The 21,612-nt window shown below is 35.8% G+C and carries 22 protein-coding genes and 1 riboswitch; of the genes, 10 read left to right on the top strand and 12 right to left on the bottom strand.

Annotated elements, in window-relative coordinates:
- The first annotated feature begins 59 nt into the window (after window positions 1-59).
- On the top strand, window positions 60-935 hold the full coding sequence (locus ACQKMV_RS04095) for a glycine betaine ABC transporter substrate-binding protein (RefSeq protein WP_427502470.1): 876 nt from the start codon (window positions 60-62) through the stop codon (window positions 933-935).
- Window positions 936-1,203: 268 nt separating this feature from the next.
- Here the strand turns inward: ACQKMV_RS04095 and ACQKMV_RS04090 are convergent, their stop codons facing one another.
- From ACQKMV_RS04090 to ACQKMV_RS04080, 3 genes are all read right to left on the bottom strand, one after another.
- Window positions 1,204-1,518, bottom strand: a complete 315-nt coding sequence (locus tag ACQKMV_RS04090; RefSeq protein ID WP_427502469.1) for a DMT family transporter — start codon at window positions 1,516-1,518, stop codon at window positions 1,204-1,206.
- The gene (locus ACQKMV_RS04085) at window positions 1,518-1,859 is read right to left on the bottom strand and encodes a DMT family transporter (protein ID WP_427502468.1); all 342 of its coding nucleotides are present in this window, start codon (window positions 1,857-1,859) and stop codon (window positions 1,518-1,520) included. The genes ACQKMV_RS04090 and ACQKMV_RS04085 overlap by 1 nt, the downstream gene beginning before the upstream one ends.
- A 236-nt stretch (window positions 1,860-2,095) precedes the next feature.
- Window positions 2,096-2,192: riboswitch (guanidine-I (ykkC/yxkD leader) on the bottom strand.
- Window positions 2,193-2,223: 31 nt separating this feature from the next.
- Window positions 2,224-3,372: a PstS family phosphate ABC transporter substrate-binding protein gene (locus tag ACQKMV_RS04080; RefSeq protein ID WP_427502503.1), complete on the bottom strand. Its 1,149-nt coding sequence runs from the start codon at window positions 3,370-3,372 to the stop codon at window positions 2,224-2,226.
- Window positions 3,373-3,505: 133 nt separating this feature from the next.
- On the opposite strand from ACQKMV_RS04080, the gene ACQKMV_RS04075 reads away from it, so the two are divergent.
- A complete protein-coding gene (locus ACQKMV_RS04075) occupies window positions 3,506-3,979 on the top strand; it encodes a YbaK/EbsC family protein (RefSeq protein WP_427502467.1) in 474 nt (157 codons plus the stop codon).
- Window positions 3,980-4,022: 43 nt separating this feature from the next.
- Here the strand turns inward: ACQKMV_RS04075 and ACQKMV_RS04070 are convergent, their stop codons facing one another.
- The 3 genes from ACQKMV_RS04070 to ACQKMV_RS04060 form a co-directional block, all read right to left on the bottom strand.
- Window positions 4,023-5,282 (bottom strand): glutathionylspermidine synthase family protein, encoded by a 1,260-nt coding sequence (locus ACQKMV_RS04070; protein WP_427502466.1) that lies wholly within the window; start codon window positions 5,280-5,282, stop codon window positions 4,023-4,025.
- Between the two features lie 14 nt (window positions 5,283-5,296).
- Window positions 5,297-5,986 (bottom strand): hypothetical protein, encoded by a 690-nt coding sequence (locus tag ACQKMV_RS04065; protein WP_427502465.1) that lies wholly within the window; start codon window positions 5,984-5,986, stop codon window positions 5,297-5,299.
- A 149-nt stretch (window positions 5,987-6,135) separates the two neighbouring features.
- Window positions 6,136-7,182, bottom strand: coding sequence for a DUF418 domain-containing protein (locus tag ACQKMV_RS04060; RefSeq protein WP_427502464.1), 1,047 nt, complete (start codon window positions 7,180-7,182; stop codon window positions 6,136-6,138).
- A 217-nt stretch (window positions 7,183-7,399) separates the two neighbouring features.
- Here ACQKMV_RS04060 and ACQKMV_RS04055 point away from each other — a divergent pair, with 217 nt between their 5' ends.
- Window positions 7,400-7,666: a Parvovirus coat protein VP1-like protein gene (locus ACQKMV_RS04055; RefSeq protein WP_427502463.1), complete on the top strand. Its 267-nt coding sequence runs from the start codon at window positions 7,400-7,402 to the stop codon at window positions 7,664-7,666.
- Window positions 7,667-7,914: 248 nt separating this feature from the next.
- Here ACQKMV_RS04055 and ACQKMV_RS04050 read toward each other — a convergent pair whose 3' ends face one another.
- Both ACQKMV_RS04050 and ACQKMV_RS04045 read right to left on the bottom strand, forming a co-directional pair.
- The gene (locus ACQKMV_RS04050; protein WP_427502462.1) at window positions 7,915-10,269 is read right to left on the bottom strand and encodes a M13-type metalloendopeptidase; all 2,355 of its coding nucleotides are present in this window, start codon (window positions 10,267-10,269) and stop codon (window positions 7,915-7,917) included.
- A 417-nt stretch (window positions 10,270-10,686) separates the two neighbouring features.
- Window positions 10,687-11,457, bottom strand: a complete 771-nt coding sequence (locus ACQKMV_RS04045) for a GNAT family N-acetyltransferase (RefSeq protein ID WP_427502461.1) — start codon at window positions 11,455-11,457, stop codon at window positions 10,687-10,689.
- Window positions 11,458-11,671: 214 nt separating this feature from the next.
- On the opposite strand from ACQKMV_RS04045, the gene ACQKMV_RS04040 reads away from it, so the two are divergent.
- Window positions 11,672-12,196 (top strand): GNAT family N-acetyltransferase, encoded by a 525-nt coding sequence (locus ACQKMV_RS04040; protein ID WP_427502502.1) that lies wholly within the window; start codon window positions 11,672-11,674, stop codon window positions 12,194-12,196.
- A gap of 57 nt (window positions 12,197-12,253) precedes the next feature.
- Here the strand turns inward: ACQKMV_RS04040 and ACQKMV_RS04035 are convergent, their stop codons facing one another.
- Entirely contained in the window at window positions 12,254-13,117 is an 864-nt protein-coding gene (locus tag ACQKMV_RS04035) for an AraC family transcriptional regulator (protein WP_427502460.1), read from the bottom strand.
- A gap of 471 nt (window positions 13,118-13,588) precedes the next feature.
- On the opposite strand from ACQKMV_RS04035, the gene ACQKMV_RS04030 reads away from it, so the two are divergent.
- Complete coding sequence (locus ACQKMV_RS04030; protein ID WP_427502459.1) at window positions 13,589-13,975, top strand: NUDIX hydrolase; 387 nt, start codon at window positions 13,589-13,591, stop codon at window positions 13,973-13,975.
- 133 nt (window positions 13,976-14,108) lie between these two features.
- Here ACQKMV_RS04030 and ACQKMV_RS04025 read toward each other — a convergent pair whose 3' ends face one another.
- Both ACQKMV_RS04025 and ACQKMV_RS04020 read right to left on the bottom strand, forming a co-directional pair.
- Window positions 14,109-14,321 carry a hypothetical protein gene (locus ACQKMV_RS04025; protein ID WP_427502458.1) on the bottom strand — a complete coding sequence of 71 codons (213 nt, stop codon included), beginning with the start codon at window positions 14,319-14,321 and terminating at the stop codon, window positions 14,109-14,111.
- Window positions 14,322-14,343: 22 nt separating this feature from the next.
- Complete coding sequence (locus ACQKMV_RS04020; RefSeq protein ID WP_427502457.1) at window positions 14,344-14,520, bottom strand: hypothetical protein; 177 nt, start codon at window positions 14,518-14,520, stop codon at window positions 14,344-14,346.
- Between the two features lie 356 nt (window positions 14,521-14,876).
- On the opposite strand from ACQKMV_RS04020, the gene ACQKMV_RS04015 reads away from it, so the two are divergent.
- Window positions 14,877-15,974 carry a hypothetical protein gene (locus ACQKMV_RS04015; protein WP_427502456.1) on the top strand — a complete coding sequence of 366 codons (1,098 nt, stop codon included), beginning with the start codon at window positions 14,877-14,879 and terminating at the stop codon, window positions 15,972-15,974.
- Window positions 15,975-16,085: 111 nt separating this feature from the next.
- On the opposite strand, the gene glnA is transcribed toward ACQKMV_RS04015, so the two are convergent.
- Entirely contained in the window at window positions 16,086-17,420 is a 1,335-nt protein-coding gene (gene glnA / locus ACQKMV_RS04010) for a type I glutamate--ammonia ligase (RefSeq protein ID WP_427502455.1), read from the bottom strand.
- Window positions 17,421-17,854: 434 nt separating this feature from the next.
- Here glnA and ACQKMV_RS04005 point away from each other — a divergent pair, with 434 nt between their 5' ends.
- Genes ACQKMV_RS04005 through ACQKMV_RS03990 form a run of 4 tightly spaced genes read left to right on the top strand, consistent with a single transcriptional unit; the run spans window position 17,855 to window position 21,568 of the window.
- Window positions 17,855-18,985, top strand: coding sequence for a SpoIIE family protein phosphatase (locus ACQKMV_RS04005; protein WP_427502454.1), 1,131 nt, complete (start codon window positions 17,855-17,857; stop codon window positions 18,983-18,985).
- A 3-nt stretch (window positions 18,986-18,988) separates the two neighbouring features.
- Window positions 18,989-19,411 (top strand): ATP-binding protein, encoded by a 423-nt coding sequence (locus tag ACQKMV_RS04000; RefSeq protein WP_427502453.1) that lies wholly within the window; start codon window positions 18,989-18,991, stop codon window positions 19,409-19,411.
- Window positions 19,412-19,438: 27 nt separating this feature from the next.
- On the top strand, window positions 19,439-21,133 hold the full coding sequence (locus tag ACQKMV_RS03995; protein ID WP_427502452.1) for a methyl-accepting chemotaxis protein: 1,695 nt from the start codon (window positions 19,439-19,441) through the stop codon (window positions 21,131-21,133).
- A 48-nt stretch (window positions 21,134-21,181) separates the two neighbouring features.
- Window positions 21,182-21,568, top strand: coding sequence for an STAS domain-containing protein (locus ACQKMV_RS03990; RefSeq protein WP_427502451.1), 387 nt, complete (start codon window positions 21,182-21,184; stop codon window positions 21,566-21,568).
- The last annotated feature ends 44 nt before the right edge of the window (window positions 21,569-21,612 follow it).

The following is a 21,612-nucleotide window of genomic DNA, read 5'->3' as shown; positions in this document are numbered from 1 at the left end:
AGATTAACGTTTTGTAGTTTGACCTGAGTAAATCTATTAATATATGAAAGGAAGATTCGATGAAACTGAAAACATTAACTAAATTAGGAATGGCTTTAGGGCTTAGCTTGTTGCTAGCTGCATGTAGTGGTGATGATTCAAGTAAGAGCAATGGTAACTCAAAGGACGTCAATCTAGCCTACGTTGAATGGGATACAGAAATTGCTTCAACTAATGTAGTTGGTCAGGTGCTAGAGGATTTAGGCTACAATGTAACATTAACACCACTTGATAATGCAATTATGTGGGAGGCTGTTTCAAAAGGTGAAGCAGATGGTATGGTTGCAGCATGGTTACCAAATACACATGCCCCACAATACGAAAAATATAAGGATAATCTTGATGAGCTAGGTGAAAACCTTTCTGGTGCCAAAATAGGTCTAGTAGTACCAAGCTATATGGACGTCAATTCGATTGAGGATTTAAAAAATCAAGCAGATCACACAATTACGGGTATCGAGCCTGGTGCTGGGATTACAGCTGCTACTGAAAAAGCTTTAGATGAATATGATAATTTAGCAGGTTGGAATTTGTTAACTTCTTCATCTGGTGCTATGACAACTTCTCTTGCTAAAGCAATTAAAAATAAAGAAGACATTATCGTGACAGGCTGGTCCCCTCACTGGAAATTCGCTAAATATGATCTTAAATATTTAGAAGATCCAAAAGGCGTCTATGGTGGCGAAGAAACGATTAACACATTCGCTCGTAAAGGTTTAAAAGAAGACCAACCAGATGTATATTCTGTACTAGATAACTTCCACTGGACATCAGAAGACTTAGAGAGTGTTATGCTAGAAATTATGGATGGTAAAGATCCAAAAGTGGCTGCGAAAGATTGGGTAGAAGCCAATGCAGACAAAGTGGCTGAATGGACGAAGGATGTAAAAAAATAATTATTAAAAATGGACGGACAACTGAAGGAAGGTTGTCTGTCTTTTTTTAAAGGTTTTTTCATCTGAACAGAATACGACTAATTAACGTCTACTAAGTAAATTTTTATATCTCCTAAACACGAAATATACAAATCCTTATTTTAACAAATAATACATAATATTTGAATGTTTTAAATATTTCTTTTTAAAGCAACAGCGAATTTTTGTCGTTGAGTAGGATATAAAAAGTCACCCCGCAGTGATTAGACCGATGCGAGATGACTATTAACTAAGATAATAATTTCAAAAATATCGCTGCCCCTAAAACAAGAGTAATGCAAACAATCCGTCTCCAATCCTTGGATTCATTGAAAAATAACATTCCGAGCAAAGCGCCACCTGCCGCTCCAATTCCTGTCCAAATCGCATATGCTGTACCCATTGGTAATGTTTCCATGGCATATGCAAGCCCAGCAAAGCTTAAGGTAAATACAAAAATCAATAACACTAAATTTTTTATACTTTTAGCTTCATTATATTTACTAATCATATAAACACCCATCATCTCACATAGTCCTGCAACTACTAATGCAATCCATGCCATTATTGATTCACCTCTTTATCTTTAGGCTCACCTGTGACAAGCTTTAAGCCAACTACTCCTGCAAGTAAAACGACGATACATAAAATTTTGGCTAACTTCCATGGCTCTCCAAACAGTAAGCTATCAGCACAAACTGTTCCCGCTGTCCCTAAGCCTACGAACACTGCATAAACAGTACCGACTGGTAAACTTTCTCCCGCCTTAATCAGTAAATAAAAGCTAACAAAAATTGCAATCGCAGTACCAACCCATTCGAGTGCATTCCCTGCATGCTTTAAGCCAATAACCCAGCCGACTTCAAAAAAAGCAGCAATTATAACACTTAACCATTGTTTGTTCATTCGAATTCCTCCATTTTATTGTTAGACACGGATGAATGACTTTTATTGAGCAGTTCTGACGCGGTTATTCTGACCCACCTGAGCACTTCTACGGCACACCTGATCAGTTTGGTGGCCTACCCGATCACTTCTTCCGCTTACCCGAGCAGTTCGGTGGCCTTGAATTGTGCTTCTTCTTTAACTTCTTTCCCTCAGTTGCCCAAAAAAAAAGCCTTCGGAGCACTGCTGTAAGCAGTACCTCCCAGGCTTTTATCCTTCCGTGTCACAAAATCAATTTGTGGTTTTCTCTCGGACCAGACTAGCATTTGCTACGGAACCCTAGAAAACTATCATATTTGATTGTAATACTAGTATAGCAAACTATTTAGTCTATTTCCACCGGTACATAGCCAACTTTTTCAACTAACGCTTGTCCCTCATCTGATACAATCCAGTCGATAAACTTCTTTACATTAGGATTATCTGTTCCTGCTGTAACAGCATAAAATTCAGATACGAGTGGGTATGTACCATTACGAATATTTTCCTTTGTAGGCGCAATCCCATCAATGGACAATAATTTAATTTCTTTGTTATTCACCATTTCCGTTGAGTAAAATCTAAACGTGTAGCCAATAGCATTTTTATAATTACGATATTGTGATACTTCATGAATAATACCACCCATACCAGTTGCAACATTTTCAGCAGGTGCTTCCATGATTGGTGTATCTCCCATCATTCTTTCAAGTGTTGTTTGGCTACCACTATCCGCTGGACGTTGAAAGGCACGAATCGTATCATTTTCACCACCGACTTCGCGCCAATTCGTAATTTTGCCAGCGTATATTTGCTTAACCTGTTCCAGTGATAAATTCTCTACGCTGTTCTTATGATTAACAAAAAAGACAAAGGCCTCTCGACCAATAGGAGTCATATCAAATAGTAGGTCCTCCATCTCAGCTTGCCTTTTCTGTGATTCAGATGGTGCTGCCACAAATATCAGATCAACATCTCCCGAAATCAAATTTTGATAAGCTTCGGGTGTACGACTCACCATCACTCTACTTCTATCATATGGATAGTAACCCTTTGGATATGTCGCTTCTACAAAAGCCGCATACAATGGATACATCGCCGTCGCCCCATCTAAGCGTGGCAGTGACTCAACTAATTGTAATGAAGCCTTTACATCTAACTTTACAACTTTATTTTGCTCGGTAAATGGCTGATAGGCTGACACGTCAATTTCTGCATCAACAGTTGGAATACTCATTTTGTAGTAGTATTGAATAGGCGCAATTGAGGCAATCAATAGCGCAATGCCCATTACCCCAGCTAACCATATCTTCCGCTTCTTCGTTTTCAACCAATCAAAAACTAAACAAACAAATAGTACGAATATACATAATGGAACGGTAAAGAGTAGTCCCTTAAAATGTAGCGCACCATTAAAAATTATATACAGAGCGACTATCCCTGTAAAAAATAGTAATCCTACTAGTACAAACAGTGACTGAAGCACTTTCATAATCATTGGATTCCATCTCCTGATGTGTGATTTTATACCACTCGAATTTATAATAGGTTATATTCGGAAGATAAACAATAATATATTCTGAAAATTATGTTAAAATAAAGCGTAGTATTGTAAGGAGGTATTACATATGTCCATTGAAAAAGTACGTGAACATTTTGCACAATGGAATGTTGAACACAAAATACAGGAGCTAAATGAAAGCTCAGCGACAGTTGAACTAGCAGCACAAGCACTCGGTTGCGAGCCTGAACGCATTGCGAAATCCTTATCGTTTCTTGTGAACGATGGCGCGATATTAATTGTTGCTGCGGGCGATGCCAAAGTCGACAATGCAAAATATAAAGCTGTCTTTGGTACAAAGGCAAAAATGCTTGGAAAAGATGAAGTACTTGAAAAGATTGGACACGAGGTAGGAGGCGTTTGTCCTTTTGGCGTAAATGAGGGCGTTGCTATTTATCTAGATGAATCACTTAAACGCTTCATAACTGTATTCCCTGCATGCGGTAGTAGCAACTCCGCCATTGAGCTTACTATTTCTGAACTAGAAACCTATACTCCATATCAAGAATGGATTGACGTCTGCAAAGGCTGGAACGAGTAAAATAATTATCGGCGAAACTTTATAGAAAGTCTCGCCGATTTTTTTAGGTTTCTTCCCTATATCCAACGGCTAACCAGTGAGAATCCCATTCTGTAATTTGATTGCCTACTCTACATGATAAGCCACATGCCCGATTATCAGCGATAAATGAACCGATTAACCATTTTTTTGTCTGTAATCCATTCTTGAGCTTTATCGTTATAGAGGGCATTTCCACATACTGCTGATAAATAAACAAATTATCATCATAATGGGTATACTCAGAGGCATTCGTTTTAGTCCCATCCCCTGCATAAATTTCTACTGTATTACCTTCTCGTGAATAGACAGGTTTCTTTACAAACGGCAAGTTTTCCTGAACAAATGGCTCTGCTGAAAGATACGTTGGCAACATATATTTTTGAATAGCCGCACGTTCTTCTGCATCAAAAAGAAGTGGATCATTTTTTCGTTCCCAAATTAGCCACAATAAAATTTTCGATTGCAGCACATATGCAGCGGGTGCGTTGATAATAGCAAGCTGTCCATCTTTTACAAGTTCCAGTAAATGCAGACCAATACGATCACCATCGGAAGACACATCATCTATCAAAAACTCTACTGGGTGTGCAGGCCGATACAAAATATCAATTCTCTCCATCGCAGGCGTATAAAGTCCTCGAGCTATATTAGCAGTATCACTAGAATAAATTATTAGCTCTTGTATAGGCACATATTCTACATCAAAAGGTATACATTTCTTTAAAAACTGTACCTGACAATATTCCTCATAATCTTCCGAAGCCGTTTTCCCTGTAATGACGATTTTAGGTTTTTTCAAATCATTTAAATAATGCAAAGCAGCAAAGAGTGCACCAGATAAGGTTTTATGTAATGCCGAAACATCATTCGGACTATCAAATCCTAAATACTGACAAAGTGCTTCATTTATCTCAAAGGTTTCTTGGACAAGAAATGGCGTTTCACCATTTAATTCAAGACATTTTATTTGTCCGTCCTCTGTACAAATGAAATCAAAGCGAGCTAGTATCGATTGTTGCTGTAAGTAATCTAATTGGATGTATGGCAGCATTTCAGAACGAATACCTAGTGCTAAAAGTTGTTCATCCGATAAGTGCTTAAATTGTTTACCAACCTTCAAAAATATTTTCCAAAGTATATTTGATGCATACTTAATTTCATCGATTTTCTCTTTAGGTAAATCTAACACATCGTATAAGGCATACTCTAGATCCTCAAAGTCAGGAAAGAAATTAGGAAATCGAGAATAAAACGCTTGGCGTTGTTGAAAATGATTGTCCATATTGAGTTCTCCTTTTAAGAAGATGAAGAGCCACCACGAGAGGCACCACCTGAGCCAAAACCTGATTTCCCTGTGCTGGATGATGAGTGATTTGAATAAGAATTAGAACTATTCGTTGATGAACCTGAGCTATTGGAGAATGAACGCTTACCACTCGAATAAGACTTGGAACCGCCTGTATTTGAATTTGAGCTATTTGTTGTGTTATTTGAGCTACTAGATGTTGTACCTGACGGATTTTGAGAGCCATTCGTCGTGATTCCATTTGAATTTGTATTTTTACTTTCGCTAGTATTGCTACGAGTAGTACGTGGCACTGCTGAACTGCCACCTTTATCCTCTCTATCTGTACCATTTCTTAGATTGCGACTTTTATAAATGGCACTTCCTATCATTGCGCCGGTAGTTGCATACATAAGCCCATTAAAGAAATGATGTGCATAATGCGGCGAATTCTCATCTAAACATTCAAACGAACCATCGTCACTTTCTTTCCATTTATCACATGCATTTGCCATGTCGCTGTCATAAACACTTTGCACACCATTTCCTGCTGTTGTAGTATTATTTTCTTCCGTTGTATTATCTGTAGTAGCAGTAGACTCTTTGACAGTCTGGGTTTCTGTATTCCCACACGCAGCTAATTGCATAGCCATAAATGACGCTGTTGTTACTGCTATGTATTTTTTCATTTGTTTTGTCATATCATATTTCTCCTTTATTTCGATACCTATTTTACGGATGTCTCCTTCGTTAGGTTTCATTTTTTACAAATTCATACATATTATCATAACACTAAAACCCCCCGGCGGATTGAAAGCATTTACCACCAGAGAGTTTCGCATAAAATTGTTTATTTATTCGGCACTACTTTTCTTCCATATGTCATAAAGCGCCATGCCTTTTCAAATGGCCCTATTTTAAAGAATTTGAACCAGATCACACTATAGATAATTTGAATAACAAAAATTAAGATGGCAATGATCACTACATCAGAAGGCGAAACAACTTCAAGCCCCATTAAAGAAATAATAGCTAGGCCAATAAAGCTTTGAGCCAAATAGTTTGTAAATGCCATCTGACCAACTCGTCCAATTGGCTTAAGGAGCTTCGCGATTCTCTTATTCTCCAACATAACAAATAGACAAGCTAAATAAAAATACGTTGTTGGAATTACCCCTAAACTAATAACGGAATTTAGATATTGATAATCCCCTTGAGAGGCAAACCAAATCCATATCGAAATGCCAACAAAGAGTGGGAATGTCACAAATTGTATCCATTTTATTTGTTTTGAGTATTCACTTACATGACTAATCCAATCAGCTTTTGCTACTAAAAAACCAGTTAAAAACATGATGAAAATAGTTATTGCATCATTTCCTATTAAAGCAAAAACAGTTAAAAAGGCTTCTTGATTTGGCATCAATATTTGTCCAAGAATGCACAAGACATGAACAGTAATGATAGCAAATAGCCATTTACTAATTGTTGAAATCTTTGCATTATAGAAAGGTATGAGGAAAAAACCTATTACTGCATAGAAAGCAAGGATAGAGCCCCAGAAAATAAAAATATGAACAATGCCAATTAACAATAAAGCTAGTAAACGTCTTGCAAAACGCCATCTTGGCTTATCGCCACGAGACTCTGCACGTGAAGCAAAAATATAAAAACCTACACCAAAGAGGAATGAAAAAATCGAAAAGAATTTCTTCTCAATAAAAATATCAATAAGCGTATCAATAATACCATTAATTCCACTATAATCAGGCATCGGTCCTTCCTCTACTATTATCTGATATGCTGCTACATTTATGAACAAAATGCCAAATAACGCTAGCCCACGAATAATATCTAAGGAAACAATTCTCTCTTTTTGAGTAACGGATGGATTCATTCTTTAAAACTCCTTATCTTCATACTTTATTGCGCTATGGCTATCATAGCTTCCCATCCTTACAGCAGTTTTTTTAAAAGCTTACAGAAACCTTACATTTATAAATTTGTCCCATAAGTTAACACCTTTTTTCACATACATTAGTTTTTAATCCCCTTCTAAAAGCAAAAATTTCATATTTTATAGTAACAATTATTACTTTTAAAAAGGAGAATAGATGATGTATAGACACCGCAGATTTGGTTTTTGCTACCCTGGATATAGATATTGTGGACCAGGATGTTCAGGACCAGGTAGACCTATCAACGCTGTAGATTCATGCTGCAAATTACACGACGAATGTTATGATCGATATGGTAGATCAAGATATTGCGATGAAATGTTCCAAAATTGCTTACGACCAAAAATGAACGCTAATACTAAAATGGCAAGAGATGCCAAATTGTTTTACAATATCTTCGAAGCGCGTAATCGGTTCTTTTAAACAATATAGAATGCTCACAATGATATTTTTTCATTAAAATAAAATTATAGGCTGAAACTATTTTCACACATAATATGTATTGAAATAAAAAGGAGGATAGAAGAGCTAAAAAATATTCGCTCTATCTATCCTCTTTTTTATAAAAAATGAACATATTTACTACAACAACTAATTTGTAGGTTAATTCAACACACCAGGTTATACAGTGATGTAAAAACTATAGGAATTAGCTCTATCTCCTCTAATTTTCACCAGATAGAAACTCGATCCTCCGGTGCTACATACATACCATCTCCAGGCTTAATTCCATAAGTATCATAAAATTGCTGGAAGTTCACAATCGTGCGGTTTACCCGAATTTTTGCGGCTGAATGTACATCGTTTTTGCTCAGCATCGCTGCAAATTCTTTTGTAGTTGTAGATTTCCATATTTTTGCAGTACTTTCGAAATATGCTTTATAATCCGGATTACTCATGTTGGATACAACTTGCAATGAAGCCGCCATTCCACCTAAATCAGCGACATTCTCGCTCTGTGTAAGCTGACCATCGCTCAACACACCCGGAATAATCTCAATTCCATTATAGAACTCAATCAGTTTCTGGTTTTTCTCTTTGAATTTCTTAAAGTCCTTTTCTGTCCACCAGTTATTTGCATTTCCATTTTCGTCGTATGCGGATCCGTTGTTATCAAATGCATGGCTGATTTCATGGCCAATGACCATGCCAATGGCACCATAGTTTGCTTCAGGTTTAGCGTTAATATCATAGAAAGGCGCTTGTAGAATACCTGCTGGGAACGTAATTTCGTTATTAAGAGCATTGTAGAAAGCATTTACAGTATATACGCTCGTTCTCCATTTCGTTCTATCAACAGGTTTTCCTAGTTCGGCTTTCATGTTATCACTGTATGCTTTGTTTACTGAGACGGTATTAGAGAACAGCGAACCACCTTCGTCATATGTCTTGATAGCTACTTTATCTAATGTCGTATCCCATTTATCTGGGTACCCGATCTTAACTATCATCGTATCCAGCTTTTTAATTGCTTTAGCTTTTGTAGTTTCTGACATCCAATCAAGAGATTTGATTCTTTCCTCATACGTAGCAATTAACTTCTTTACCATTTGTTCAACATCTTTTTTAGCTTCTGATGAAAAATGTTTCTCGGCAAACATTTGCTCCAAATATCCGCCCATTGTGCCTGTTGTCTTAGCTACTGCTATTTCTTGAGCTGTTTTTTCACCTGTAACGCCTAATAACGTTGCGTCAAACTCAATAGCAGCTTCTCTGAATTCATCTGACAACGAACCACTTGTTGCCATAAGCAATTGCACTTTGGAGTAAGCTTTTAGTACGTTAAGATTAGTCTCAGTCAAGAGATCCGCGCCTTTTTGCGCCAGCTTCACATCGGTTACGATCACTTTATCGACGCTGTCGACTTTCATCGATTTCAAGACTTGTTTCATATCTATTGTTTTGAACATGTCATCGAATTGTTTGATTGTATACGGATTATAGAATTTATTGAAGTCGCCTTGTTCATGAGGTTCAAGTGATACGGAAGCTAAGCTTTTCTCCATATCATATACTTTTTCGGCATGTGCATTGGCAGCAGACTTTTCCTCGCCCGATGCTACAAGAAGTCTGGACATATATTGAATATAGGCTTTTTTTGCTTTCGAGTCTTCCGTTACAAAGCTGTTCTTATCCAGACCAGTAGTTAATCCAGAGTAATACAAAGCGTTTTCACTGCTGTTCTTTGCATCGTTCATGATTAAAAAGTTGAATAATGAGGTTAGACCCAATTCTTTCTCCAAGATAAGATCTGCTTGAACGAGTTCATCAAGCGTTTTAGCCCCGTCAATTGCCTTTACATATTTTTGGATGGGCTCAATCCCTTGTTTATTTCTATTTTTTGAATCCAACGCTGTCGTATAGAAGTCGGCAATTTTTTGTTCTTTTGTTCCTTCTGCGAACTGTTTGCCAGCGAGCTCATCTATTATTTTTTCTATTTTATCGTTATTTTGCTTGTACAGCTCGGGAAAGACGCCGCCCATGATTTCTCCTGCCGGAATGGTCGATTTATTTAACCATTCCTTATTGATTGCTTCATAAAAATCGTCATTTAAATGAGAGCCTTTAAGCGTCCAAATTCTGGCGATAATGTTTTGGAACTCATCGATTGTAATAGTGTCATTTGCGCCTAATGTGCCGTCGGGGTTGCCCGTCAGTACGCCTGCTTTCGCTAGTTTATCGATATCTTTCTTAGCCCAAGTGGGCACATCTGTGAACTTGACTTCAAATGTTCCACTGCGCAGATCATTTCCGACAGGCTTTGGCAATTCGCCGAATGCCCTGCTCAACATGACTAAAGCTTCAATCTTCTTAGCAGGCTCATTCTCTCTTAAATCTCCGTTTTTAGAGCCTTGCATAATGGCTTCTTTTTTAATTCCTGGTTGATAAGCGTCTGCTGCAATCAACAAGGTTTTAACGATCTCTCCTCTTGTCGCTGGTGGCGACGTTTCATCAGCATACACCGATACGCTAACTGATAGGACCATAATTATGGACATGAGTAAGGATAAAAACTTCTTTTTCATCTTGGAGCTCCTCTTAAGTAAATTTGTATAAATAAAGATAAATGTATAAAATTTAAATTTATACCATTTACAAACCATTGTAGTCGATTTTTTTCAATTTGAAAATATGTAAGAAGCTTTTTCATTTTCACACTTAAACAAACTGAGGCTTTAGTTGAGGAAGATAACCAAACTAGAAGCAACAATCTTTGAGAGCTCCTTTTGAATTACCGCAACATTAGATTGATTAACGAACAAATTAGTTGTTGTAGTAAAAAGGGTCATTTCTGGTGTAAAAGAGGATAGATAGAGCGAATTTATTTAGGCTCTTCTATCCGTTTAATTTCTATACATATAATGTGTGGCATTCACTATTTAAAATCGCTTCAGCCTTGGCTTTTAATAAAATATTTTTTCACCGTAAGCACTTTTTATGTATTAAGATTTTATATAAATTGCATATTTTTGCGGATTAGAAAAGCTTAGCTTAGTGCCTAAATGATAAGATGCTTGGTTATGAATATCACAATCCCAACAAGGCTGTATATCATTTAAAAGGCAATAATCAATAAATTTCTCTGCAATTAAGCTTGCTAATCCTTTTCCTCTATAATTCGGATCAGTTACTATATCAATCTCTGCAAATTGGCGTGATTTAAAAATAGAGACGGCTTCACTAACAATGTTGTCTCCATGCTGTAAACAAAAACCAAAGCCATTTTCAAGGAAATTACTAGTAGAACCCCAGTATTCCTCATAATATTGATTGTCAAATTCTAAACTATGTTCAATTTGAGGTTGCTTGATTTTAATGAATTCGTAGTCAAGTAGCTCTCTTCTTTCTCTATCGTTATAAGCATTTTTAGCAAAAGTAAACGTATATCTTTCTAGTTTTTTTATATGACCATCTAACCGTTGTTCAATTTTATCGTTCCAATCATCTGAAAAAGAAAATAATGTGAAACGTTTACTTTCTTCAATAGATTCTTGTAGTAAAGCCGCGAGTTTACTCACGACTTGTTCGCTGAATGAATCGCCATAAACATAGTATATTCCCGATTTGGTTTGAAACAGTAGTGAATGTAGGTTTTCATTGTCAGCGTAGACAATGCCATCTATTACACGATCTAGTATGCTATAAACAAATGTTGGCGCCCTTTCTATTTTTTCTTTTATAATCGAATAATTCTCGGCCGTTACTTTGATCATTATCATTTCTCCTATTCTTTTGATATATCTTCATACATTATATCGTTAATAGAAATTATTAGGTTTACTGTTTAATATTTAAATATCATATAATGGGTACATAAAATTTGAAGGGACTGAATTATGTGCAGATAGCAATATTTTTCATCCAAACTTATATCAATTATGCATCGGCATAATTGCGTCCGGAGGCTTTAACTTGGAGGTAAAAGTATTGATCGAACAAATTTACACAAAAAGATTATATTTAAGAAAAATGAAGATGACGGATGCACACAGTCTATTTAATATCTGGTCAGATCCGGAAGTTACAAAATTTATGAATATCACTAATTTTACTCATGAAGAACAAGCGAAGGAAATGATTGCTCTTTTTGATCAATTAGCTGCGGAGCGTAAGGCTATTCGCTTTACAATTATCATGAAGGGATCGAACGAAATAATCGGCTCCTGTGGATTTAATTCATTTGACGTAGACAACGCCTCAGCAGAGATTGGCTATGATCTTGCTAAAGCTTGTTGGGGAAATGGCTATGCGCAAGAAGGTATTTTGGCTTTGATTGATTATGCTTTCACCACTTTAAACATAAAGAGAATCGAAGCAAAAATTGAGCCTGGTAATATAAATTCTATAAAAGTAGTAGAGAAATTGAATTTTACTTTTGAAGGAACATTTCAAGAATATGAAGAATCAAAAGAATCTTTTTATGACCTTAATATTTATACTTTAATAAAATAAATTGATTAAAAAGCCAAGAATGTTACCAATGAACATTCTTGGCTGCTTTCATTTCTGTTACTTAATCGGAATCCAAATTTCAGAATATGAATCAGGGCTATATGCATCTTCATCAGGGTAAACCTCTAGTTCGGCTGTTCCTGCAGCTTTATATGGATTGGATGGGAACCACTCTGAATAAATTTGTTTCCAAGTATTTTGCATCGCATCTGGCATAGGCCCATGCACCTCAAAGACAACCCACTTCGACGCAGGTACCTCCATTGATAATAGATTTTCTCCCACTTCCCCTACATGATCCGTAGCAATCCAGTAATCAATGAAACCACTTTGCTCTTGGCTTGTATTTGGTACACAAACACCTAGCACACCTTTAATGCTTCCGTTATTTAGTTGGATAAGTTGATGATCGAAGTTTTTCGAATTCATCTCAATCCAAAATTGAGAAATGCCTCGTAAATTCTCACCATTTTGACAATTATATGTTCTTTTTACCCCCACCACTTGAAACTTTTCTTTTTCTACGATTTTATACTTCATTGGTTCTGCTCCCTTCAGGCTCACCTGGATGACTAGGCGATTGTATGATTGTAGTTGTCCTTGCTTCTTTCTTGCTTCACTAGGCGTTACGTGATGCTGCTTACGAAATGCCTTAGTGAAAGCTTCAGGAGAGTCGTAGCCATATTTGTAGGCGAGTTCGATAACTTTTTGCTCTGTATTTATTAACTCCTGTGCAGCTAATGTTAACCTTCTACGTCTTATATAATCTGCAATAGACATATCCGTTAAAATCGAGAAAGTCCGTTGAAAATGAAAGACCGAAGAATTTACCTCTCGTGCAATTTGCTCCATTGTGATGTCATCTAATAAATGCTCTTCGATATAATTTATTGCTTTTTGAATCGACTCAATCCAACTCAACTGCTCTCACTCCTTGTTTATAGATTAAAACATCATAATTAGTTATTCCTGTCTTTTTATGCTAACTTTGGACTGGTTAAAAAGAAAGCTATATTTTTATTGACCCATCACCATAGCGTGGGGTTGATTTCCGTTCCGACCGGTCGCTTCGTTGCTGTCGCTTCGCTTTCGCACAGATAAAACATTGTCGCTAACGCACAGAACAAAGCTTCCTAGGGACGTTCGATGAGCCGCTTGGGCCAACAGATGTTTTTTGCGCGAAAGCGAAGCGGCAACGACACCGATGTTGGTCACGAAGGCGTTATCACAGGACGTGATGCTTTTAGCCTTCGCTCCCCTTTCGCTGATCCCCAAGGAGTCGACCAGTCTCCACTCCAATCAACCTATATGCATAGAATCAACAAAAGTTATACCCATTTTTGGATAATATAGGTTAAAATAGTATGAAAAATTAGATTAGAGGTTTTGAGATTGGTTAAATGGCAAGGGGCCGCAGGAATTTGCTTAAATGAAGTCAATCAATTATTAATGGTTTTGCAAGGTACTAAAGAGGAAGAAAAAACATGGGCAGTACCATCAGGCGGAATAGAAGCTACTGAAAATTTTGAGACATGTTGTATTCGCGAAGTGTATGAAGAAACAGGATTTATAGTAGACATCGTCAGAGAAGTATTACATAAAAATAATGATGTAATAGAAGTTCGTTATTTCGAAACAATCATTAAAGGTGGACAAATGATGATTCATGATCCCGATGAATTAATTTATGAAATCGCGTGGAAATCAAAGGAGGATTTACTAGATTTAACATTAACCTTTCCTGAAGATAGACAATTTCTATTATCATTATTTCAATAATCGAATCATCATGAATTAGGATGGATGGTGTTAGGAAGATCCTATCAAAAGCTTAGTACTTGGCATAACCTCTCGCATATATCCATAACCGCGGGTATTTCCCTTTCACCCGCGGATAACTCTTATATTATGATTACTTCATTTTTACTTTTTCAACGGCAGCTTCATATATCAATTCATCATCAATTTTAATATATTGATTTTTCGCTGCCTTACAATAGCCTTCTTGTTCTAAAAAATCCTTTAGCTCAGATTTCTTCGCAAATATTTTTTCAATGACATTCTTCTCCACCCCAGATTCATCATCTGTTCTTTTAGCAATTGATACCCAATATATTTTCGACAAGTTATTTCTCCCTCCGGATCAATCATTTATAAATAATTAAAGCTGAATGTATAACTGTATGCTCCCCTATATATAACGTATTGTATTTAATATCCACTATTAAATATTCGCTTAAATCTAATAGAGCGTTATTAATATCATTTTCAAATTGCACAATATCATTGTTTTGGATCGATACTACTTGAGTCGCTTGCGTCATACATTTTTCTCCTTTTCTTCTAATCATAGATTAACAGGAAGTATTTGTCACAAAAAATGTTATCTCAATAGGAGAAGCCAAAGAGTTAAAGTACCGTAGCCCAATTAAAATAGTACTTCATATCGTCCCCTAATAAATATGAAATCAAACAATCCAAAAGAAGCTGTTTTAATTTTATATTATCTCCTTTATATCAATTGATAAAAATAGGTAAATAACCATTTACATGGTAATGTATTATTAAAATGTCCGGGATATTTTCCACTAAAAATACAAGATTCAAGATTTAATAGATAGACATTCCCTTTAAATCAAGTTTTTGTAAATAAACCTTAGTCTAAACGGAGAGATTCATATTGAAAATAATAGAGAGAACGATAATACTATCATGTGCTGCCATATTCCTATTCATTGTTTTTAAAGCCGTATACAATGGTGTACAGTCAAATAGATCTTTGATCAAACCCCAAAGTGCAAATTATTATCAAATAATCGATAAGGATTTCAATAAAACAGTTGACGTACCTTTTACTAATATTCACTCATATAGGGGTAATGCTGACTTTATTTATATGAGTGTAGATCAAGAGAGTCCTTCTCTTGATAATAAAATTGTTGAATATAATCGAAAGACTCAGAAATACAAAACAATATTTAATAGCAAATTTAAATTGCCATCAGTTCAAGGGGTAGAATTAAATGATACTTGGTTATTGTGGGTAGATACTGATGAACATGGAGGGTATCTAAATCCATATTTTATGAATTTAAAGACGCAAGAAATTCAACCATTGACAAAAGAAAATGAAGAAAATGTTACTAATGATTTTCCCATACTAATTGGGGATTATGCAGCTTGGATTAAAATGAATAGAAAAGATGAAAAAGCGGAAGTTATGCTTAAGAATCTCAAAACAAGCAAAACAATTAGTATATTTAATTTAAATACTTATATGAATACGGATTTGTCTGCAAAGGATGGGAAAATATTATTTACTGATAAAAAAGATCAATTTGGATACCTCTATTTGTATGATATTAAAAGTAAAGAAATAAAAGAATTTAAAAGTTCATATGAATTTATTGGTTCTGCAAGGCTACTAAGTAATCAACAATGGGTTTACCTAACGTTTGACGAACCTTCTGAACCTCCAACTGGTGATCGTAAGCTGATTTTTTATGACGCTTCGACCAATCATACTCAAGAAGTTGTTTCGGATATGTTAGATGTAAATAATCTTCTCACTGATTTTAATAATCAAGTATTTTTAAACACTAATGCCTATAAATACTATAAAAAATTTAAGATAAAGGATCATTTATTGGTCGAAGATGGTTGGTTGGAAGCACCTTATTTGTTTAGATATCCAGCTGAAAATGATATTTATATTTATGACCAAGAACTCCCAAATGAAAAATACAAATTAATTATCCAAAGTGAACTCCCTAACTAAAATAGCTATCCCTATCACTGAAAAATAGGGATAGCCTTCTACTTTGACACTCAATTTCCCACATTTCGGATCAAAAAAGTGTTGGAGCACCAAAGCCCCAACACTCCTCTTTTAATACATTTTCAAATATTCTTCCCGCTCCCAATTGTGGACACGTGTTCGGTATTTATTCCATTCTATTTCTTTAGCAGCCGTAAATTTCTCAAAGATATGATCTCCAAGTGCTTCACGTACGATTGGATCCATTTCTAGTTCGATGAGTGCATATTCCAATGATGCCGGGAGACTGTCAATGCCATTTAATTCTCGCTCATCTCTTGTCATTTTATAAATATTTCGATCTACAGCGTCTGGAGGGGTTAGATCTTTGCGAATTCCATCAAGCCCAGATGCTAAAATAACGGCCATCGCTAAATAAGGGTTGGCTGCTGGATCGACAGAACGAAGCTCGATACGTGTTGATAATCCTCGTGAAGCTGGAATTCGAATAAGTGGTGAACGGTTTTGTGCAGACCATGCTACGTAGCAAGGAGCCTCATAGCCAGGCACTAATCGTTTATAGGAATTAACAAGCGGGTTCGTTACAGCTGTAAAACCATGTACATGTTTTAGTATTCCTGCCATAAAGCTACGTGCTGTTTGGCTTAATTGCAATTCTGCATTTTCATCATAAAACGCATTTTTATCCCCTTCAAATAATGATAAGTTGAAGTGCATTCCAGAACCGTTAACCCCAAATAGTGGCTTAGGCATAAAGGTTGCGTGCAATCCATGCTGTGCAGCTATCGTTTTTACAACAAGCTTAAACGTTTGAATATTATCACATGCTTCGATAGCACTTGCATATTTAAAGTCGATTTCATGTTGACCAGGTGCAACCTCATGATGTGATGCCTCAATTTCAAAGCCCATTTCTTCTAACTCTAAAACGATATCACGTCGACAGTTCTCTCCTAAGTCAGTTGGGGCTAAGTCGAAGTATCCACCACTATCGTTTAACTCAAGCGTTGGTTGCCCTTTTTCATCTAGCTTAAATAAGAAAAACTCTGGCTCTGGTCCTAAATTAAATGAGCTAAAACCTAACTCCTCCATCCCCTTTAAAACCCTCTTCAGATTGGAGCGTGGGTCACCTTCAAACGGTGTACCATCTGGTCTAACAATATCGCAGATAAAACGAGCCACCTTGCCTTTTTCAGCGGTCCAAGGAAAAATTACGAAGGTATCACGGTCAGGACGCAAGTACATATCCGATTCCTCAATGCGTACAAAACCTTCAATCGATGACCCATCAAACATAATTTTATTATCCAATGCTTTTTCTAATTGGCTAACTGGTACTTCAACGTTTTTTATTGTTCCTAATATATCAGTAAATTGTAGGCGAAGAAATTTCACATTTTCTTCCTTAACACGGCGTTTAATATCTTCTTTTGAATAACGTTTCATTTTTCACCACTCCAATGTCATTTTAATTAACACAATTCTTTTATAACTGTTTTTAAAATACATCACAAGAACAAAAAACACAATATCTATGTAAGGTTTTATTACATATATTTTATCGAATATATTAATCTTTTTTTCAGATGAATAGAGCTACCTCTCTTTCTGCATATCATTTAAGGTCTTTAGACTCAACAAAAAGTGTTTTAGTTATAATTTTTTTGACTTTATGGCCTGAAGCAAGAACTTTTTTTCCATATTTTATATCACAATAGTCTTGTATAACGTCATATTTATTGGTAAATTTATAGCAAAATAGAATTTTTTATATTCATCAAATAAGTAAATATGGCGTATATAATACTAGTCGGAAATTATTATGTGCGAATTCCAAAAATCTTCTGTTAAAGATACATAAGGCGGTGGATGTAAGAAGCATGTCAGTATTAATTATTGGCAACGTAAGTAATGATGTGTTGCGTCTGCAAAAATATTTTCATCGTATCGACATCAAAAATGTTCATTGCTTCACAACAACTGAAGCAGCAATGAATTATTTATCGGATTCTTTGAAAGAGGAGCTGGAATTAATTATTCTCGATGCAAAAATGACACTTAAAAATTGCGAGAACATTTGTCAGCTAATCGACGAACTAAAAAACTGGATCGATGCCCCTATCCTTCTTTCTACTACTTACGAAAAAAACATTACAATTGATAGGGTTTTTGAAGCCGGGATTTTTGATTTTATTTTAAAACCATTTGATTTCACGCAGTTTAAAACTCGGATTCAAGTGGCTCTTAAATATCAAAAGGAAACCAAGCTTCGAAAGCAGAAAGAAAGCACTATTCAAAAAGATTTAATTGTCGCAAAAAAATTCCAAAAAAACGCATTATCTCCTCCATTGAATCTTGAGCATATTCAGATCGATGGGCTTTACGTTACATCTAATACATTAGGAGGTGACATGTACTGCTGGTTTAAGATTAATGAACATTTAACTGCCATTCTTCTTTACGATGCAATGGGACATGGCATTGCTGCATCACTCGTTACAATGTCCATTAGATCTTTGTTAAAAGGAATAATTACGAAATTAATTGATCCAGTTTTAGTAATCCGAGAACTTAACCGCCAAATTTACGAGTTATTTTCTAATGAAGATATGGACCGTTTTTTAATGACAGCTATCTACATACTCATTGATACGAAAAGCGGAACTTTACACTATGTTAATGCGGCTCATCCATCTGGTTTTTTATTCGGAAAATATGGAGAGACAGTGTTCCTCCCAGCAAATACACCTATTCTAGGGTTATTCCCAACCATTCGCATCAATAAAAAAACGATACCTTTATCTGGATGGCATCGCATAATACTTTATACAGATGGATTATTGACAATAAATGAGCAACATGTTGTTGATATGGACTTTTTCCATTCTTATGCTTCACAAGATAATAGCTATGCTTTGCAAAAATTTTCCCAAAAATACGATTTATTCGACAATGATTTCAGCGATGATATAACAGTAGTCTCAATAACAATTACATTACAGGGCCGGTGATTGATGATGGTATTCATACTCAATGTAAATCCTGATTCACAATCTATAGCTTACATAGATCAAGTTATGGAGAATTTTACAAATGTATATAATCTACCTTTTAAAAGAGAATTACGATTTGTCGTACACGAATTAGTTATAAATGCTATTGAAGCCATGGAAAAAATCGAGCCATACTCCAAAAAAGCAATTCAAGTACACGTATACCGCTCTAACGAAGAAATAAAAATAACAGTTATCGATGAAGCGAAAGGGATTGCTGAAAATGATTGGGACAAGGTTCTACAATTCGATTTAAACGAATTGGATTATTCAGATCGTGGGCGAGGTTTATTTTTTGTTAAAAATATGGTCGACCATATTTGGTTTGAAAATATTTCTGAAACAAAATTTTTAGTTGGTATTTCAAAAAAGATTCATATATAAAGTAAGCGTAAAATTGGAGGAATTTTTATGAAGGTGTCAATCCGAAAAAAAATGAGTCTGTTAATATTCGGGTGTATTTTGTTACTTACCACACTTTTAGCAGGAATAAACTTTTATGTTGCCAAAAAAAATCTTTTAGAAAGCGCAAATACAAAACTTTTATCAGATATTCAATTGGGCTATGAATATTTAGATGCTAAATTTCCTGGTGAATGGTCCATAAAAAACAATCAATTGTATAAAGGCGACATTAATATGGTCGAAAATTTCGAAGCAGCTGATAAAGTTGGACAGCTAACAAATGGAAACGTGGTCTCAATCTTCCAAAACGATACGCGTATTAGTACAAATATAGTCGAGAATGGAGAACGCGCTTTAAATACAAAGGTTTCTGATGAAGTTGCCAAAGTTGTGTTAGGAGAAAAAAAACGTTTTATCGGATCAGCAAATGTCTTAGGTAGTATGCATCAAGGAGCTTATGACCCAATTTTGAATAGCCAAGGGGATGTTATCGGAGTATGGGCGACAGCAGTTCCAACCGCCCCTTATATAAGCATTGCCACAAAGTCTGCACTGGAAAATGTAGCGATTTCCTTAGGAATTGCCATATTAATAATTGTTGGAATTAGTTGGTTTTTACAGCGACAAATCATCACTCCTATCAATATTTTAAGTACAAATGCCAAAGAGTTAGCAAATTTAAATTTAAATGTAAAGTTATTAAACCCTAAAGGTAAAGATGAGATTGCTGTTTTAGCAAATGCCTTTAGTGATATGAAAAATCATTTAACAGAGACAATGACAATCGTAGCTGGTAGCGCCAACCAAATAGCTAACTCATCGCACTCATTAGCAGAATCATCACATCAAACAAGTGAAGCTTCTAACCAAATTGCACTTACGATGAATGAAATTGCAGTTGGCACTACGACTCAATCTGATCAGGCTGAACAAATAGTGTCAATGATGCAAAAAACAATTGAAGAAGTATCGAGTAGTTTACAAAAGGCTGAGAACACATTAAATAATGCTATAGAATCGACACATATCGCACGCAAAGGTGAAGAGGCAATTAATGAGGCTATCAAGCATTTAAGCGACGTCACGCAAACAGTGTCTTACGCGACAGATTCTATCCAAAAACTCGGTAAACGCTCTGAGGAAATTGGTGGCATTATTACCGTTATTACCGGTATTGCAGAGCAAACAAATCTACTGGCTCTCAATGCAGCCATCGAAGCTGCACGGGCAGGTGAGCAAGGAAAAGGGTTTGCCGTTGTGGCATCAGAGGTACGCCAGCTAGCTGAACAATCAAGTTTAGCATCAGGACAAATTACAAATCTCATTAATGATATTCAGGCTGAAACCTCCGTGACAGTTCGCACGATGGAAAGTAATCTGCTAGCAGTAGAGGAACAAGTAACAATTATCAATAAAGGAGGAACTGCTTTAAAGGAAATTGTTGAAAAAGTCGAAGAAACAGAAAAAGGCGTTGAGCAAATGAAGGCTGCATTTACACATGTAAACAACAACTCCTTAGGTGTTCAACAAGCCATTCAAGATATTTCCCGTATCATTGAAGACTCAGCAGCAGCAACAGAGGAAATTGCCGCAACATCAGAAGAACAATATGCAACCGTTGCAGAAATCACACAAAGTTCAGATGAATTAGCATCAGTCGCTGATAAATTACAAAATGAAGTCAATAAATTCAAGTTTTAATTTCTAAAGGATTTTCTAACACGAAAAAGAAAATGGAGGCGCTATAGTATGAATCAGAAGAAAATTGCGATGGATATTGACACAAAGGCTGATTATATTTTGATTGCGTTTACTGGCGATTTAGAATACGGGATGATTGAAGAGATAAAAAAAGAGCTTCAATCATTAAACTTGGAAACAAAGCTTGGATACATTATCGATACGCAAAAAGTTACAAACATTGATAGTACTGGCTTTGGCATGATCGTCAATTTCGCAAAGAAAGTATCTGTAAAAGAAAAGAAAATCGCCATTATTGTCGTCGATGATTTTATTCGCAACTTGTTCGCTATTTCGCAAGTCGATAAAGTATTCCCTATGACTAAAAGCGAAGAGCAAGCAAGACAGATCATTAAAGAAGGCTGGTTAGGCGAACTATCGCTTAGCGAATATTAATGCTATTGTTGCCCCCATCATTCCATTTTACCTTACGTAATTAT

The sequence above is a fragment of the Lysinibacillus sp. NPDC094403 genome (genome assembly GCF_050278745.1).
Classification (GTDB): Bacteria; Bacillota; Bacilli; order Bacillales_A; family Planococcaceae; genus Lysinibacillus.
Note: the sequence above shows the minus strand (reverse complement) of the source record. Positions and strands in the feature narration are given on the sequence as shown.